Annotated in this window: 11 protein-coding genes; 6 read left to right on the top strand and 5 right to left on the bottom strand. The window is 73.4% G+C overall.

Translation table 11 applies throughout. The annotated features are described in order from the left end of the window. Positions 1–47 precede the first annotated feature (47 nt). A complete protein-coding gene (pulA, locus tag AC07DW_RS16480) occupies positions 48–5411 on the top strand; it encodes a pullulanase-type alpha-1,6-glucosidase (RefSeq protein WP_478858348.1) in 5364 nt (1787 codons plus the stop codon). 116 nt (positions 5412–5527) lie between these two features. Further along, the gene (locus tag AC07DW_RS16475) at positions 5528–5878 is read left to right on the top strand and encodes a 5-carboxymethyl-2-hydroxymuconate Delta-isomerase (protein WP_478858347.1); all 351 of its coding nucleotides are present in this window, start codon (positions 5528–5530) and stop codon (positions 5876–5878) included. Between the two features lie 22 nt (positions 5879–5900). On the opposite strand, the gene AC07DW_RS16470 is transcribed toward AC07DW_RS16475, so the two are convergent. Then, a complete protein-coding gene (locus tag AC07DW_RS16470) occupies positions 5901–6623 on the bottom strand; it encodes a TetR/AcrR family transcriptional regulator (protein WP_478858346.1) in 723 nt (240 codons plus the stop codon). Between the two features lie 73 nt (positions 6624–6696). Between AC07DW_RS16470 and AC07DW_RS16465 the strand changes: the two genes are divergently transcribed. Both AC07DW_RS16465 and AC07DW_RS16460 read left to right on the top strand, forming a co-directional pair. Continuing rightward, a complete protein-coding gene (locus tag AC07DW_RS16465) occupies positions 6697–6990 on the top strand; it encodes a hypothetical protein (RefSeq protein WP_478858345.1) in 294 nt (97 codons plus the stop codon). A gap of 72 nt (positions 6991–7062) precedes the next feature. Further along, positions 7063–7539: a hypothetical protein gene (locus AC07DW_RS16460; RefSeq protein ID WP_478858344.1), complete on the top strand. Its 477-nt coding sequence runs from the start codon at positions 7063–7065 to the stop codon at positions 7537–7539. Positions 7540–7635: 96 nt separating this feature from the next. Here the strand turns inward: AC07DW_RS16460 and AC07DW_RS16455 are convergent, their stop codons facing one another. Beyond that, on the bottom strand, positions 7636–9597 hold the full coding sequence (locus tag AC07DW_RS16455; RefSeq protein WP_478858467.1) for a hypothetical protein: 1962 nt from the start codon (positions 9595–9597) through the stop codon (positions 7636–7638). A gap of 21 nt (positions 9598–9618) precedes the next feature. Further along, positions 9619–12693: an alpha-N-acetylglucosaminidase gene (locus AC07DW_RS16450; RefSeq protein ID WP_478858343.1), complete on the bottom strand. Its 3075-nt coding sequence runs from the start codon at positions 12691–12693 to the stop codon at positions 9619–9621. 103 nt (positions 12694–12796) lie between these two features. Between AC07DW_RS16450 and AC07DW_RS16445 the strand changes: the two genes are divergently transcribed. Further along, complete coding sequence (locus AC07DW_RS16445; RefSeq protein ID WP_478858342.1) at positions 12797–13273, top strand: hypothetical protein; 477 nt, start codon at positions 12797–12799, stop codon at positions 13271–13273. Positions 13274–13400: 127 nt separating this feature from the next. On the opposite strand, the gene AC07DW_RS16440 is transcribed toward AC07DW_RS16445, so the two are convergent. Both AC07DW_RS16440 and AC07DW_RS16435 read right to left on the bottom strand, forming a co-directional pair. Beyond that, positions 13401–14948 carry a DUF1996 domain-containing protein gene (locus AC07DW_RS16440; protein ID WP_478858341.1) on the bottom strand — a complete coding sequence of 516 codons (1548 nt, stop codon included), beginning with the start codon at positions 14946–14948 and terminating at the stop codon, positions 13401–13403. Positions 14949–15076: 128 nt separating this feature from the next. Further along, the gene (locus tag AC07DW_RS16435; protein ID WP_478858340.1) at positions 15077–16063 is read right to left on the bottom strand and encodes an NAD-dependent epimerase/dehydratase family protein; all 987 of its coding nucleotides are present in this window, start codon (positions 16061–16063) and stop codon (positions 15077–15079) included. A gap of 194 nt (positions 16064–16257) precedes the next feature. On the opposite strand from AC07DW_RS16435, the gene AC07DW_RS16430 reads away from it, so the two are divergent. Next, complete coding sequence (locus AC07DW_RS16430) at positions 16258–16878, top strand: hypothetical protein (protein ID WP_478858339.1); 621 nt, start codon at positions 16258–16260, stop codon at positions 16876–16878. Positions 16879–17071: the final 193 nt, after the last annotated feature.

The following is a 17071-nucleotide window of genomic DNA, read 5'->3' as shown; positions in this document are numbered from 1 at the left end:
GGGCGGCACGCACCCCGTCCGCGTCACCCTCATCGAGGAGATCCGCCTTGATACGCCCCCGCTCCCTGCCGCGCGCCCCGCGCGCCCCGCGCAGAACCGCGGCCGCCCTCGCGGCGGCGACGGTCGCGGCACTCGTCCCGGCCCTGCCGGCGACCGCCGCGCCCGCGCCACCCGCCCCGCCGTCCGACAGGGCGCTCGCGGGCGAGCCCGCCCGGCACGACCTGACCCGCGAGCAGTTCTACTTCGTCCTGCCCGACCGGTTCGCCAACGGCGACCCCCGCAACGACCGCGGCGGACTGACCGGGTCCCGTCTCACCACCGGCCACGACCCCGCCGACAAGGGCTTCTACCAGGGCGGCGACCTCAAGGGGCTCACCGAGAGGCTCGACTACATCAAGGGCCTGGGCACCACCGCCATTTGGATGGCGCCCATCTTCAAGAACCAGCCCGTCCAGGGCGAGGGCAAGGACGCCTCGGCCGGCTACCACGGCTACTGGATCACCGACTTCACCCAGGTCGACCCGCACTTCGGCACCAACGCCGACCTGGAGAAGCTCATCGACAAGGCCCACGCCAAGGGCATGAAGGTCTTCTTCGACGTCATCACCAACCACACCGCCGACGTCGTCGACTACGAGGAAAAGTCCTACGGCTACCTCTCCAAGGGCGCCTTCCCGTACCTCACCGAGGACGGCGCCCCGTTCGACGACGCCGACCACGCCGACGGCACCAAGCCGTTCCCCCGGACCGACCGCGACTCCTTCCCGCGCACACCGGTCGTTCCCGAGGCCAAGAAGAACCTCAAGGTCCCCTCCTGGCTCAACGACCCGACGATGTACCACAACCGGGGCGACTCGACCTTCGCCGGGGAGTCCTCCACCCAGGGCGACTTCGCCGGCCTGGACGACCTGTGGACCGAGCGCCCCGAGGTCGTCGAGGGCATGGAGAAGATCTACCAGCGCTGGGTGCGCGACTTCGACATCGACGGCTTCCGCATCGACACCGTCAAGCACGTCAACGCGGAGTTCTGGACGCAGTGGGCCACCGCCCTCGACGCGTACGCCGCCAAGCACGGCCGTGACGACTTCTTCATGTTCGGCGAGGTGTACTCCGCCGACCCGGCCGTCACCGCCCCCTACGTCACCGAGGGCCGCCTCGACGCCACCCTCGACTTCCCCTTCCAGGACGCCGCCCGCCGATACGCCTCCCAGGGCGGCCCCGCCGGGAAGCTCTCCGAACTGTTCGCCCAGGACTACCGCTACACCACCGACAAGGCTAACGCCTACGAGTCGGTGCCCTTCCTCGGCAACCACGACATGGGCCGCTTCGGCACCTTCCTGAAGCAGGACAACGCCGGGGCCGGCGACCAGGAACTCCTGAACCGCTACCGGCTCGCCAACGAGCTGATGTTCCTCACCCGCGGCAATCCGGTCGTCTACTACGGCGACGAGCAGGGCTTCACCGGCGCCGGCGGCGACAAGGACGCCCGGCAGACCCTGTTCGCGTCGAAGACCCCCGACTACCTCGACGACGACCAGCTCGGCACCGACCGCACGCACGCCACCGACGCGTACGACACCGGCCACCCCCTCTACCGCTCCATCGCGGCCCTCTCCCGGCTCACCAAGGCCCACCCGGCCCTCCGAGACGGCGTCCAGACCGAGCGGCACGCCGACGACGGCCAGGGCGTGTACGCCTTCTCCCGTACGGACGCGAAGACGCGCACCGAGTACGTCGTCGCCGTCAACAACGCCGCCGCCCCGAAGACCGTGGAACTCGCCACCGACTCCCCGGACACCGCCTTCACCACCCTGTACGGCGGCAAGGGCACCGTCACCAGCACCGCCGACCGGCTGAAGGTGACCGTCCCCGCCCTGTCCTCCGTCGTCCTCAAGGCCGGCAAGCCCGTCCCGGCCCCGGCCTCCGCGCCCACCATCACCCTCAGGGCCCCGGCCGCCGGCGCCACCGGCACCGTCGAGATCACCGCGGACGTCGACGGCGGCAGCCTGAACCGCGTCGTCTTCGCCGCCCAGACCGGCAACGGGAAGTGGCAGACCCTCGGCTCGGCCGACCACGCCCCGTACAAGGTCACCCACACCGTCACCGCCCCCCGGGGAACGGCCCTGCGCTACAAGGCCGTCGTCGTCGACAGCGCCGGCCGCACCGCCGCCGCCCTCGCCGCCACCACCGCCGGACAGGCACCGAAACCCGGCAGGCCCAGCGCCGTCGACCGCGACCACGCCGTCGTCCACTACCAGCGGCCCGACGGCGACTACGACGGCTGGCAGCTGAGGACCGGGGCGACGACCGCCGCCTTCACCGGCCGTGACGCGTACGGCGCCTTCGCCTGGGTCAAGGTCGAGGACGGCGCCACGTCGCTCCCGTACACCGTCGAGAAGAGCGGGACCGCCGACGGCCCGCAGCGCACCATCGACCTGACCGCCACCGGCGAGGTGTGGATCAAGCAGGGCGCGGACGGCCAGCAGAACAAGGCCCCCGACGGCGCCTACCCGCCGCAGGACCAGGGCAAGGCCCTCATCCACTACCACCGCCCCGACGGGAACTACGACGGCTGGGGCCTGCACACCTGGACCGGCGCCGCCGCCCCCACCGACTGGTCCAAGCCGCTCCAGCCGGTGAGGAAGGACGCCTTCGGCCTCACCTTCGAAGTGCCGCTCGCCCCCGGGGCCACGTCCCTCTCCTACATCGTCCACAAGGGCGACGAGAAGGACATCCCCGCCGACCGGTCCCTCGACTTCGGCACCCACGGCAAGGAGGTCTTCCTCCTCACCGGTGACAGCGCCTACCTGCTGCCCACCACGGGCGCCGCACCCACGCTCGACCTCACCAAGGCCGAGGCCCAGTGGATCGACGCCGGCACCGTGGTCTGGAAGGTGAAGGCCGCGCCCGGCAGCAGCACCCAGCTCGTGTACGACGAGGACGGCTCCATCACCGCACCCGACGGCGCCCTGTCCGACGAGGGCCGCTGGCTGCGCCTGAACCCCGCCGCCCTCACCGACGCCCAGAAGGCGACGTACCCGCACCTCAAGGACCACCCCGCCTTCAACGTCGACCCGCGCGACCGCGACCGCGTGCGGACCGCCCTGCGCGGTCAGCTCATCGCCACCCACCGCGCCCCCAACGGCGCCCTGCTCGCCGCCACCGGCGTCCAGATCCCGGGCGTCCTCGACGACCTGTACGGCACCAAGGCGCAAGCCAGGGCCCTCGGCCCGGTGTTCCGCAAGGGCACGCCCACCCTCTCCGTCTGGGCACCCACCGCCCAGAACGTCGCCCTCGAACTCGACGGCCGGCGCGTGGCCATGAAGCGCGACGCGGCCACCGGCGTCTGGTCGGTCACCGGCGGCAAGAGCTGGCGGAACAAGCCGTACCGGTACGAGGTGAAGGTCTGGGCGCCCACCGTCCAGAAGGTGGTCACCAACAAGGTCACCGACCCCTACTCCACCGCTCTCACCGCCGACTCCGCCCGGAGCCTGGTCACCGACCTCACCGACCCGAAGCTCGCCCCGGCGGGCTGGACGACGCTGAAGAAGCCCGCCGCCACCCCGCTGCGGAACGCCCAGATCCAGGAACTGCACGTCCGCGACTTCTCGATCGCCGACCCCACCTCCAAGCACCCCGGCGGCTACCTCGCCTTCACCGACACCGCGTCGGACGGCATGAAGCACCTGAGGAAGCTGGCCGGCAGCGGCACCTCCTACGTCCACCTGCTGCCCGTCTTCGACATCGGCACCGTCCCCGAGCAGAAGTCCGGCCAGGCCACCCCCGACTGCGACCTCAAGGCGTACGCGCCCGACTCCGACGAACAGCAGGCGTGCGTCGCCCGGGCCGCCGCCAAGGACGCCTTCAACTGGGGCTACGACCCGCTGCACTACACCGTCCCGGAGGGCTCCTACGCCTCCGACCCCCACGGCACCCGCCGCACCGTGGAGTTCCGCCGCATGGTGCAGGGCCTGAACAAGGCCGGGCTGCGCACCGTCATGGACGTGGTCTACAACCACACCGTGGCGAGCGGCCAGGCCGACAAATCGGTCCTCGACAGGATCGTCCCCGGCTACTACCAGCGGCTGCTCGCCGACGGCACCGTCGCCACCTCCACCTGCTGCGCCAACACGGCGCCCGAGAACACGATGATGGGCAAGCTCGTCGTCGACTCCGTGGTCACCTGGGCCAAGGACTACAAGGTCGACGGCTTCCGCTTCGACCTGATGGGTCACCACCCCAAGGCCAACATCCTGGCCGTCCGCAAGGCCCTCGACGGGCTCACCGTCGCGAAGGACGGCGTCGACGGCAAGAAGATCATCCTGTACGGCGAGGGCTGGAACTTCGGCGAGATCGCCGACGACGCCCGCTTCGTCCAGGCGACCCAGAAGAACATGGCCGGCACCGGCATCGCCACCTTCTCCGACCGGGCCCGCGACGCCGTGCGCGGCGGTGGCCCCTTCGACGCCGACCCCGGCGTCCAGGGCTTCGCCTCCGGCCTGTTCACCGACCCGAACGCGTCCACGGCCAACGGCAACCCGGCCGAGCAGAAGGCCCGCCTCCTGCACTACCAGGACCTGATCAAGGTCGGCCTGTCCGGCAACCTCGCCGCCTACACCTTCACCGACACCTCGGGCCGGAAGGTCAAGGGCTCCGACGTCGACTACAACGGCGCCCCCGCCGGCTACGCCGCCGCCCCCGGCGACGCCCTCGCCTACGCGGACGCCCACGACAACGAGACCCTGTACGACGCGCTCGCCTTCAAGCTCCCGGCGGCCACGTCCCCCGACGACCGGGCCAGGACGCAGGTCCTCGCCATGGCGACCGCCGCGCTGTCCCAGGGCCCGGCGCTCTCCCAGGCGGGCACCGACCTGCTCCGCTCCAAGTCGCTGGACCGCAACTCCTACGACAGCGGTGACTGGTTCAACGTCCTCAACTGGGACTGCCGGGCCGGCAACGGCTTCGGGCGCGGCCTGCCGCCGGCGCCCGACAACAAGGACAAGTGGTCGTTCGGCAAGCCGCTGCTGACCTCCCCGTCCCTCACGGTCGGCTGCCCGCAGATCACCGGGGCCTCCGCCGCCTACCGCGACCTGCTGAAGATCCGTACGACGGAGAAGGACTTCAGCCTGGCCACGGCCGACGCGGTGCAGACCGTGCTCTCCTTCCCGCTCTCCGGCACGCGGGAGACCCCCGGCGTGATCACCATGCGCCTCGGGAAGCTCGTCGTGGTCTTCAACGCCACGCCGAAGGAGCGGGCGCAGACCGTCCCCGCCCTGTCCGGCGAGGGCTACGCCCTCCACCCGGTCCAGGCGAACGGCTCCGACACCACCGTCAAGGAGTCCTCGTACGCGGCGGCCACCGGCACCTTCACGGTCCCGGCCCGCACGGTGGCGGTGTTCACCCGGCGCTAGGTCGTGTCCGCACTCCCCGGCCACCGGCGGGGTGCCACGGTCCGGACACCTGTTCCCGGCCGTGGCGCCCCGCTCTATCGTGGCCCGGAGACCCGCCACGACCAGGAGCCGCAGCCATGCCGCAGATCACCGTCGACTACTCCGCCTCCCTCGACGAGGACTTCGACCGCCGGGGCTTCGCCCTGGCCCTCCACCCCCTCGTCGTCGAGACGGTCGGCGCCCGGCTCGCCGCCTGCAAGACGCGCACCCGCCGGGCCGAGGACACCGTGGTCGGGGACGGCGCGGCCGACGACGCCCTGGTGCACGTCGGCATCGACCTGCTGGCCGGACGTGGCGACGAGGCCAAGACGCGGCTGACGGAAGCCGTCCTCGCGCTCGTACCGCAGTTCGTCAAGCCGGCCGAGGGCCGGGCACTGCACGTCTCCGCCGAGGTCCACGACCTCGACCCCTCCTACCGCTCCCGCTGACGCCCGGCCCCCGGGTGCCGCTCTAGCCGACGCTCCGAGCCGTCCCGGCCGGCACCTTCGGCAGCAGCGTCGCCAGCCGGTCGACCAGCTCGCCGAACGGGCCGTCGACCGGCTCGTCGGCCAGCACGTGCAGCAGCAGCGAGGCCGTCTCCTCGTCGTACGCCGCGCTCACCGCCGCCAGCGCCGCGAAGTCGCGCACCAGCTGCACCTGCAACTCCTCGCGCGGTATCCGGCGCCCGTCCAGCCAGAGCAGCGCCGTCGACTCGGCGAGCGACACCCACGACCGCACGACCAGCTCCAGGCGGGCGGACGGATCCGTGACACCGAGGTGGGACACGATCTGCTCGTACGCCGCCTGGCGCACCTCGTCGATCATGGCGTTCGTCGTGCTGGAGCCGACCGCAGGCCCGCCCCGCATCAACGCCGAGAACCCCGGCCCGTGCTCCTCGACGAAGTCGAAGAACCGCTCCATGACCCGCAGCAGCCGCGCCCCCAGCGGCCCCCGGCGCGGCTCGACGAACCGGCCGACCAGCTCGTCCGCCGCGCGCCGCAGCGCCGCCTCGTACAGGCTCTGCTTGCCGGGGAAGTAGTGGTAGACCAGCGGCCGGGATATGCCCGCGGCGGCGGCGATCTCGTCGATCGACACGTCCTCGGGGGAGCGGCGGCCGAACAGCTCCAGGGCGACCCCGATCAACTGCTGCCTGCGCTCCTCGACGCCCATCCTGCGCCGCGCCCCGGTCGTCATGCGAACAGCCTAACGTCCGCGACCGACAGCCCTTCGAACAGTGGCCCCTACACAGTTCGCTACGCTGCCGGACATGACCACCTCCGACCCCGAATCCCCGGCCCCGCGCACCGGCTTCACCCCGCGCCAGGCCCGGCGCCTGCGCATCGCCGCGGCGTCCGTCCTGCTGGTGGCGATGGCGGTCGTCCTGGTGCTCCGGCTGGCCAGCCGGACCTCCGTCCTGGTGGTCGGCGTCTACGGGCTGGCCATGATCCTGTGCGGTGTGGTCATCGAACTCAGCCGCAACGGCCGCACCCGCCTGGGCACCTGGCTTCTCGCCACCGGCCTCCTCGCCGCCCTCGCCGCCGACTGGATCCTGCTGCCGTAAATGACCGGATATCTCACCGGAAGTGATCTACGCTTCGACGTATCGAACATGTGATCAAGGGGAGGGGTGTTCGTGCACAAGACGTTCAAGGGGGTCGCCGCCGGGGCGGCGTTGATCGGTGCCACCGTCCTGGGGGCGGGCACCGCGGTGGCGGCTCCCAACTGGCAGCCGGCCGCCGGGCCGTTCCGCTGCGAGAAGGCCGTCGAGCACCCGGCCGCACCAGGGGTCAGATTCCAGGGCTGCCTCGTCGTCAGCGACCTGGGCAAGGCCCAGGTCGTCCTCGTGGCCAACAACTTCTCCGGCAAGCCCGTCACGATGAGCGGCGGCATCACCAGTGACTTCGGTGACGCTGTGTGCAACGAGAAGACGCTGCCCACGGGGATGAACCACGCCTGTTACGGTCCGACCGACGTCGTCGAGGACTGCTGGTTGGGGCACGCCACCACGGGCGGGCCGTACGGCGGTTATGTCACGCTCACCGTCAAGGGTGTCCCGCACCGGGTGAAGTCGCACACGGTGTGCGACGACTGGGTCGAGCCGCCGTTCTGACGGGTTGGGCGGTGGGGCACCGGCCGCCGGTGCCCCACCGCCTCACAGATCCGGCACCAGCCGCCCGACCGGTGCTCGACATCCTCCGCCGGGGGGTCAGCGCAGGGACGTGATCTGCGTGCCGTCCTCCAGCCGCCCGGTCAACTCGACCTGCCGGCCCGGCTTGCCCGGGACCTCCACGGCGAGCAGCCGGTCGCCGTCCACGCCGCCCGTCGCCCCGCCCGACACGGCGACCGACGTCACCTGCGGACTGCCGGCCGCCAGCATCCACCACCGCCCGTCCGCTGACCGCCACAGGGCACCCGCCAGGACACGGGGCTCCCGCGTCCCGCACGCCGGGGACCCCTGCGCTCTCGCCACTACCGCGCCCGCCTTCGCGGACGGCGCCTGGAACTGGGCCAGCACCGAACCTCCCGTACCGCGCCAGGTCTCCATCCGCGTGCACACCCAGGCGGCGGTGCCCGCCGCACCGGCCGCGCCCGGGAGCTCCTGCTCGGCGAACCGCCAGGAGTTCACCGCCCGCACGCCCTTGGAGCGGACCGCCGGCAGCAGACACGCCGTCCGCGCCCACTCCGCACGCGCCCCGGCCCCCGCGTCCGCCAGGTCGGCGGGCGCGGACGGCGGGCCCGACGTCAGCCGCGCCGGGGCCAGCTCCCCGAGATCGGTCAGGGTCCGGGTCGCCGAGCCGTCGCGCGCCTCCAGCACGTCCCACGCCCGGCACTCGCTCGGCGCCACCGGGCTGAGCAGCGCGCCCGTCACCCCGTGCGCGTCCCGCTCCAGCGGGCGCGCCCCGCCCGACGGGTCCAGCAGGTCGCGCGCCGACACCTCCCGTACCCACGGCGCCGTCAGATACCGCACATTGGCGTGTGTACGCCCCACCACCAGGGCGGTGGCCGACGCCGTGTCCGCGCCGTCCGTCCGGGCGAAGTCCAGCGCCGCGCCCTCCGTGCCGTCCCTCGGCTCCGCGTACCGCACCGCCCGCAGCCCGTCGTGGAACAGCACCACCCGCGCCTGGTCGACCTCACCGGCGAACAGCAGCTGCGGCGGCCCCATCGGCGGCCCCGGCGGGGTGCCGGGCGTCGCCGACGCCTGCACGGTGGCACCCGGCCGCGCCCACACCGCCAGCGCCCGCCGCAGCAGCGCCCGGTCGTCGACGAGGCTGCCGCGCGCCGGCCACACCGAGAAGTCCATGCGCTCCGAGCGCTGCCAGGCGGCCGGGGCGACCCGCCGCAGATTGCCCGGGTCGAGAGCCGCCTCGGACACCGGATTGCGCGCGTACGCCGGGGCGGCCGCCCCGTCCGGCCCCCACCCGTCGCCCGGCAGCCCCAGCAGCGCCCCGCACACCACGGCCGCCGCGAGCGCCGCGAGCGCCGCCTTGCCGTGCTGGCGCCGCCGCATCAGGTCCGTGGGCCGGGCCTGCAACGAGCAGGGGTCGAACTCGGGCGACTCCAGCAGCCCGGCGGCGCCGACCCCGCCCGGCTCCGCCACCGCGTCCGCCTCGGCCAGCGCCGCCTTGGGGTCCGCCACCCCGGCGGCCGCCAGGACCCGCCGCACCTCGGCGTCGCCCTGCCGCTCCAGCCCGCGCAGCACGTACGCCGCGCGGCCCGGCCCCGACAGGTCCGACAACCGCTGGTCCAGCGCCAGTTCGTCCGCGCCACCGGCCCGCGGGAACAGCCGCAGCCCCCACACCTGGGGCAGCAGCGGCGGCAGCTGCGCCCGCTTGGGCCACGCCTTCCACCGCAGCGGCAGCCCCGCGTCCAGGGCATGGCGCAGCACCCGGACGCGCACGAACGCGTACCCCGGGTCGACCGCGTCCTCGGCCCGCCGCTGCCCCGGCATCCCGCCCTCGTCGCCCGAGGCCCGGCGCCGCGGCAGCGAGCGCTGCACCACGGAGTGCGCGGTCAGCACACGGCGGTTGCGCCCGAGGGCGGGCGGCAGCACCAGATAGGCGATCCGCACCAGCCTGGGGTAGTGCTCGACGAGGGCCGCCTCGGCCTGGTCGACGTCGACGGGCGCGGGGGCGGGGGCGGCGAGTTCCTGGGTGCTCACGTTCAGCAGAACGAGCGAATCCGGGGATGGTCACCCGCCGGGCGTGTCCCCCCAGCCGCCCACCGAGCTGAACACGGCCGTCCCGCGCACCCCCGCACCACCGTGCATGGCGGTCATGAACAGGCCCGCGTCCTGCACGGCCGCCGCGCCCGGCACCCGGACGGTGGCGACCGTACGCCAGGTGGCGCCGCCGTCCGTCGAGCAGGACCCGGTGACGCCGTCCGCCGCGCGGGACAGCCGCAGCAGCACCGGCGCCCGCACCCCGGTGATCCTCCGGTAGGTGTCGAGGGTGCCGTCGCCGTTCGCGTCGTAGGACAGGACCACGCCGTTGAGCGGGGTCACCGCCAGGTTGAGGAAGCCGGGCGCCCCGGGGGTCGCCAGGGAGTTCCGTACGACGATCCCGGCACGGGCCCAGGGGCCGGTCGCGTCCTGCGCGTCCACCCGGACGGTCAGGACCGTGCCGTCGCGGAGAACCCCCTCCTCGTAGAGGGTGCCGAACTCGGCGGTGGCCTTCCACAGGTCCTGGCCGCCGCCGTTGACGGCGTACCGGCCTCCCGCCTGCCCGAAGACGGCCCCGTTGTTGGCGTAGGTGCGCCATCGCCGGTCCAGGGGCCCGGCCAGGTACAGGTCCCCCCGGTGCACGGTGGTGACCGGGGTCTCGCCCTCGGGGCCGTAGGTGGCGAGCACCTCGCAGGGGAGCGGTTCGACGGGGGTGGCGAGCGGGCCGGCCGGGGCGCGGACGCCCCAGGAGACGGTGCCCGTGCCGGCCGCCGGGACGGACGGGAGCCTCAGCGGCGGCTGGTCCCCGAAGCCCGTGAGGACCAGGCTCACGGGACCCGTGGCGCGCAGGCCGTTGACGTTCCGGAAGGTGGCGGTGACCTCGGCGGCGGCGCCCGGGGGGAGGGCCGCGGGGGTGGCGGTGATGGTGACGGCGCCCTGGAAGGGGGCGCGGGCGAGGGTCTCGTGGACGCGCCGGGCGGTGCGGTACGGGTCGTGCCGGGGCCGGAGAGGGTAGGTCTTCGTCTCGTACGTCCAGGGCTCCTCGATCGCGTACCAGTCGAAGGCCCTGGGCGCGCGGCCCTGCGCGAGGGCGTCCTCCAGCTCGTCGAGGTACGCCCGCCAGTGGGGGAGGTGGAAGTCGGCGATCAGGCCGGACCAGTCGCGGTTGGCGTAGTTGGCGAGGTGCCCCGCGTCGGCGGTCGGGCGGTCGCCCCAGGTGGTGACGAGCACGCGGGCGGTGCGCTCCAGGCCCTCGCGGCGGGCGTCCGCGAGCCAGGGGCCGAGGAGGAAGGCGTGGTGCGAGCCGGTCATGTCGTCGCTCAGCCGCATCAGCCGCAGCCACAACCGGGACAGCGCGCGGAAGGTGTCCAGGTCCTCGCGCGCGAACGCCGCTCTCAGCTGACCGATCAGCTGCCAGGAGCGGTTGGCCAGCACCTGGCGGCCCAGGTCGGTGAGGTCGTGGCGGTACGCGTCCGAGCGGCGCAGCGGCTCCCGTACGCCGAGCAGCGCGGCGAACGCCCGGTCGAAGCGGGCGGAGTCGAACGCCGGGGTGTGGGTGGCGTAGTGGGCGCCCGAGGAGGCGGTGAGGCTGGGGCGGGCGGCGAAGACCGAGTCGTGGGGGCGGCCGTCGCGGCTGGTGATCCGGTACGCGGTGTCCCGCAGGACGGCGAAGGCCTCACGCGCGTGTGCGTCCCGGCCGCCGTAGCGCAGGTCGGCGTACCGCTCGAACCAGCGGGTGCGGTCCACCGGCTCGCGTCGCCAGGCCAGCTCGGAGAACAGTTCGAAGGCGGCCGGGTCCCGCTCGGCTGCCTCCGGCATGTAGGCCGTCCCGACGAGGGCGGAGCCGGGCTTGTCGCGCCAGGCGGTGAAGCGCTCGGCCCACAGGTGGGTCTTGGCTCCGATGGTGGTCCGGCCGCCGAAGTTGGGAATGGTGCCGAAGGCGTACGGGACGCCGCCCCAGTCCCGCTCCCGGTCGGTGACGGCCTCCAGGTCGGACAGCCCGTCGACGACGAGGAGCCCGGCCGGGTCGAGCGCGTCGAGCAGGTCCCGCCGCGGGTTGGCCTGCCAGCCGAGGATCACCCAGGTGGCGCCGGGACGGGCGGCGCGGAGCGCGGCCTCCACGGCGCGGGCGGCCTCGGGGACGGGCACGTCACCGGCCGAGCCGCCCTCGTGGAGCAGGTCCATCTTGAAGTGCCGCACGTCGCCGAACAGGTCCTCCTGGTGGCGGTAGAAGGCCGCCGCCACGCGCGCGAAGGACCCGGTGCGCGGGTCGAGCCAGTCGGGGCGCTCCAGACCCGCCCAGACGCCCTGCGGGATCGTCCGGGCGCCGGGGTTGCGGGCCGCGAAACCGCCCGGGACGGTGCCGAAGTAGCCGGGCAGGACGGGGCGCATCCCGAGCTCGCGCATCCGGTCCGTGACGCGGCGGCCCAGCGCCGCCCGGCGGGCGATCAGCTCCGCGCTGAGGGGGCCGCCGTACGCGCTCATGTTCTGCAACAGCCACCAGGGCTGGTGGGAGGGCGCGGGCAGCCAGGCGCGGGCCTCGGCGTCCGTGTAGCCGAAGTCCCGCAGGAGGCGGTGGTAGACGGCCTCCTGCCCGGTGGTGACGAGGACCTCGTTGCAGCCGTGCAGGGCGAGGACGTCGATCAGCCGCTCCCAGCGCGCCCAGTCGGCGTACGGCGCGGTGTACCCGTCGTGCGTGTCGTTGAACGCGAACCGGTGCGCGACGGTGGCCTCGCGGGCGAGCGGCTCGCGGGGCGCGGGCAGGCGGGCCGGCAGGTCCGTCTGCGTGCCGGACCAGGAGATGTGCGCCCCGCACCGGTACTTCAGGTACCAGTGGACGCCCGTCAGGGCCGTGCCGGGGCCGGTGGCGGCGACCTCGACGCGGCCGGTGGAACCCGTGACCCGGAAGCGGTCCGGTCCGCCGTGGAGCGGGGTGAGCCGGATCTGGTCCGCGTGGCCGGGCAGCAGCCGTTCGAGGGCGGCGCGGGCCGGACCCATGCGGTCCTCCTCCGGGCGGGCGGGCGGTCTCGCCGCTCCGGTGAGCGTGGTGCCCACGCCGATCGCGCCGGCGGCCCCCAGCAGCGTTCGTCTCGACAGGTCGGTCACGGCGCGCTCCTCCACGATGCTGACGGAACATCAGGTGCGGACGTGTCGCACGTTACTCGGCGTTCGCCCCCTGGGCCGGGGTACGAACCGGCACGATGGCCGGATGCGTACGGAGCGAACTCGTTTGGCGTTGGTGACGGCCGCCCTGGTGGCCCTGGCTCTGCCCGCGGCGGCGTGCGGCGCGGGCGGGGAGGAGTCCGACGCCGAGCCGCGGACGGCGACGGGCACCCTGGAGGAGCTGGCGGCGAAGGTCGCCTGCGACCCGAACATTCAGACGGACGCGGAGGAGATCCGCCAGGCCAACTGCACGACGAAGGACGGCGCGTACGTGCTGGCCACCTTCGCCACCGACCGGGGTCAGCGCGAGTGGATCAACGAGGCGAACGACTACGGGGGCTCGTACCTGGTCGGCCGCAAGTGGGTGGCCGTCGGCGAGGAGAAGGTGGTCACGGCGCTGCGCGACCGGCTCGGCGGGGAGGTCGAGGCCGGCTCCTCGCACCACTCCGGGAGCGGTGGCGGTCACGGTGGCGGGAAGGGCGAGGAAGGCCACGACGGCCACACGGGGCAGCACGGAAGCTGACCGCGCGAGCGGCGAGGGGCCGGACCACCAGGTGGTGGTCCGGCCCCTCGCCGTGTGCCGGTCCGGCGGCGCGGTCAGGCCATGACCGGGCGCCGGCCGGGTCCCGGCCGGGCCCGTCCGGCTCCGGTCAGGCGCACCGGCGCCCGCCGTTGATGCAGTTCACCATCTGCTGCATCAGCCGGTTGTTGAAGACGTTGATGAAGTCCCCGTGGTCGGTGACCGGCTTGTGGAGCTGCTCGGGGAACGAGTCCACCGCGAACACGGCCCCCTGCGGGACGTCGTAGACGATCCGCTGGACGAGCTGCGGAATGGCCCGGAACCCGTTGGGACAACGCCCGTTCCCGTCGGCGAAGGCCACATGCGTGCGGTGGTTGGCGCTGTCGGTGTTCCGGCCGTCCCAGCAGCTCTGGAACTTGAAGGACCGGACGACCTGGCTGCCCTGGGGGCAGATCGGGTACTTGTCCTTCAGTTGCCGGTCCTCGAAGCCGGTGCAGCTCCAGGAGGCGTTGGCGTTCGCGACACCGTTGGTGAACGCCTTGGCGTCGCCGGTGATGATGCGGAGGAACTTCGGCATGGCCGTGACCTTGCCCACCGGGCTGCCGACGAAGTTCATCGTCACCTGGCTGGGCGTGAGGATCTCGCCGACGTTCTGGTCCTTGCCACCGCCGTCCGCGTTGGCGTCGTTCTCGTTCTGGCCGTTCTGCAGGCGCAGGACCGGCCAGAAGTAAGTGGACTTGTCGCCCTGGTTGCGGCAGGTCGTCTGTCCGTTGGCGAGGTCGTCGTCGCTGGCGAAGGCGTCGTTGGCCTGGTTGCCCACATAGTCGTGCATGTGGTGGGCGCCGTTGCTCACGCCGGGCGCGACGATCACGTTGTCCGGGTTGAACTTGCCGTTCTGGTTCGTTCCGCAACTGGTGGTGAAGGTTCCCCGCGAGGCACCTCGCAGCTTGCGCGGGTTGCGGACGTTGGGCTGGACGCTCTGGATGTCGGTGAAGTCGCCCGCCACCGGCCCGTTGCCCGCCTGTCCCTGTCCCTGTCCCTGGCCTTGACCTTGTCCCTGGCCTTGACCTTGGCCGCCCTGGTCCTGACCGCCCTGGTCCTGGTCACCGCCGTTCTCGCCGTCCCCGTTCTGATCACCGCCGTTCTGGTTGCCGCCGTTCTGGCCGACGTCGCCGTTCTGGTCCTTCACCTGGTTGGCGTCGTCCGCGCGCAGGGCGCACGGGGCCAGGCTCTGCAGACCCTCCGGACGCTGCGCGATGCGGTCGATGGCGATCACGATCCGCTCGATGGCGGCAACCCGCTTGTCCTTCAACGGATTCAGGATCGCGTTCTGGGCAAAAGCGGGATCCTGCTGCACCTGTTGCCTTTGATCGGCGAACCGCTGGTACGCCTCGGTGATCTGGGTGTCCATGTTCGCCAGTTCCCGGTCCACCTCGGCGCGCGCCCGCTCGGGCACCGCCGGAAGGCCGTTGGCGACCTCGGGGCAGTCGATGGTGGACATCCCCTGTCCGGCGTTCAGCGGCCTCTGCTGCTGCTGTGAGCCGGACCAGCCGGACCAGCCCTCGCCGGCGGAAGCGTAGACGTTGGCCGCGATCAACCCGCCGCCGCCCAGTATCAGGGCAGCCGAGGCGGCGATCGCCCGGTTGGCCAGTGTCGAGCGTTTTCGTGTGCGTCGCATGGAACTCCAATCCTGGGCGGGGTGAACCGCTCCGTTCCATACGGGCGTCCTCCGGGGCTCGTTCAGCCCCCTCGGGAATTCATGGAAAAGTACGTCCCCAAAGGGGGCGAACCGCTACGCCTCGGCCCTCACCGGCCGAGCGCCCTCGCCTCCTGCTCCGGGGTGATCCCCACCGCCGGCCGGTCCGTCCGCAGGGGTGCCGCCCCGCCGAGCCCGCGCAGCCACGCCCAGGTGTCCGCGACCGTCTCGGTGACCGGGCGGCACCGCAGGCCCGCCGCCAGCGCCTTGCTCACGTCAGCACCGTGCATCGCCTCGTACAGCTCACCCGGCGGGATCCAGACCGGCAGCCCCGACCAGGGCTCGATGCCCGCGCCGAGCACCGCCTCCGGGTCCCGCCAGCGCAGTTCGGCGTCCGAGGCGGTGGCCCGCACACACGCGTCGAGCAGCTCGCCCATGGTCGCGTGGCCCGGCTCGCTCACCAGGTCGTACGGGCCGGACAACCCCGCCTCCGCGGCGTCCAGCAGCCACTCCGCCAGGTCGCGGACGTCGATGTACTGCAGGGCCAGGTCGCGCGGCCCGGGGGCGAGCACCGGCCCGCCCCGGGCGATCCGGTTCAGCCACCAGGGCAGGCGGCCGACGTTCTCCCACGGGCCGATGATCAGGCCCGCGCGGCCCGACAGCACCCGCTCCTCGCCGAACGCGCCGACCGCCGCCAGCTCACCGCCCCGCTTGGCCTGCGCGTAGGGCACCCCGGTGGCGTCCGGGGAGGCGTCGACCACCGGGCCGTCCTCGGCCAGGCCCACCGCGGGCGGCCACGCGTAGACGCTGCGGCTGGAGACGTACACATGACGCCCCACCCGGTCGGCGAGCAGCCGCGCGGAGTCCCGCACCGCGACCGGGTCCGCCGACCAGGTGTCGACCACCACGTCCCACTCGCCCCGCGCGAGCGCCGCGAGCCCGTCCGGCGCGGTGCGGTCGCCCAGCAGCGACACGACACCGGCGGGCGGCTCGTGGCGGCCGCGGTGGAAGACCGTCACCTCCCAGCCGCGGCCGAGCGCCGCCCCCACGACGGCACGTCCGGCGAACTCCGTACCACCCAGCATCAGTAGCCTCACGCGCCCACTGTGCCCCGCTTGCCACGGCTCCGACCAGCGGTTCTGCTGCCAGGAGAGCGGCCGGTCTCCCGCCGCCGCCACCGGGGTGGCAGCATGGGCCGACGATGACGAATGCCCGGTCCCCTCTGCGCGCCCTGCGTGCCGCACTCTTCGCGGCCGTATGCGTGGCGTTGGCGGCCGCGGGGCATTCGTCCATGTCTGCGCACGGTGTCCCGCCGGGCTCGCTGCTCCTCGCCTTCGCGGGCACCGGCGCCCTGGCGTGGTTCGCGGCGGCCCGCCGCCGGGGAACGGCCTTCATCGGTACGGCACTGCTCACCGCGCAGGCCGTGCTGCACCTGACGTTCACGGGTGGCGGCCGGGGGCACCACGGCCACGCGCCGCCGCCGGGCACCACGCACGCGATGCCCGGCATGGCGCACGACACCGCCCCGCCGGGCGGGCACGGCACCGCCGGGGGACCGGGGGCGCCGGCCGCATCCGGCGGTCCGGCCGACCTGCTCGCGGGCCTCGCCGACGGCGTCACCCCCGGCATGGTCGCCGTCCATCTGCTGGCCGCCGCCGTGTGCGCGCTGTGGCTGGCCCGCGGAGAGGCGGCCTTCTTCCGCCTCGCCCGCGCCATCGGCGCCCTCGCCTTCACCCCGCTGCGGCTGCTGCTCGCCGCCGTACGGCTGCCCGACGCCCCGCGCCCGCCGCGTTCCCGGGCCCGTGACCTCCGGCGCCACCACGGCGTCGTCCTCGCGCACAGCCTGTCGCGGCGCGGCCCGCCCGGGTTCCTCGTACCCCGCGCCACGGCCCTCGGAGCGACGCACGTCTGACCCCGGGGGCCGCTTCCCCGTGCAGACCCGCACCCACGCCGACTCCTAGTACTGCAATCGCACTTGTTTGTGGTTGAGTTGGGGTATGGCTGAGCTTGGGGTGGGGTTGGTTGAGGAGTGGGACGGGGTGCTGGCGGGGTTGCATGCCCGGTTCGCGTCGCGTTTCGCCAGGTCGGAGCCGCGGGGGCGGGCG

It is taken from the genome of Streptomyces sp. NPDC045701 (genome assembly GCF_056432045.1).
This window is presented reverse-complemented; position numbering and strand designations above follow the sequence as displayed.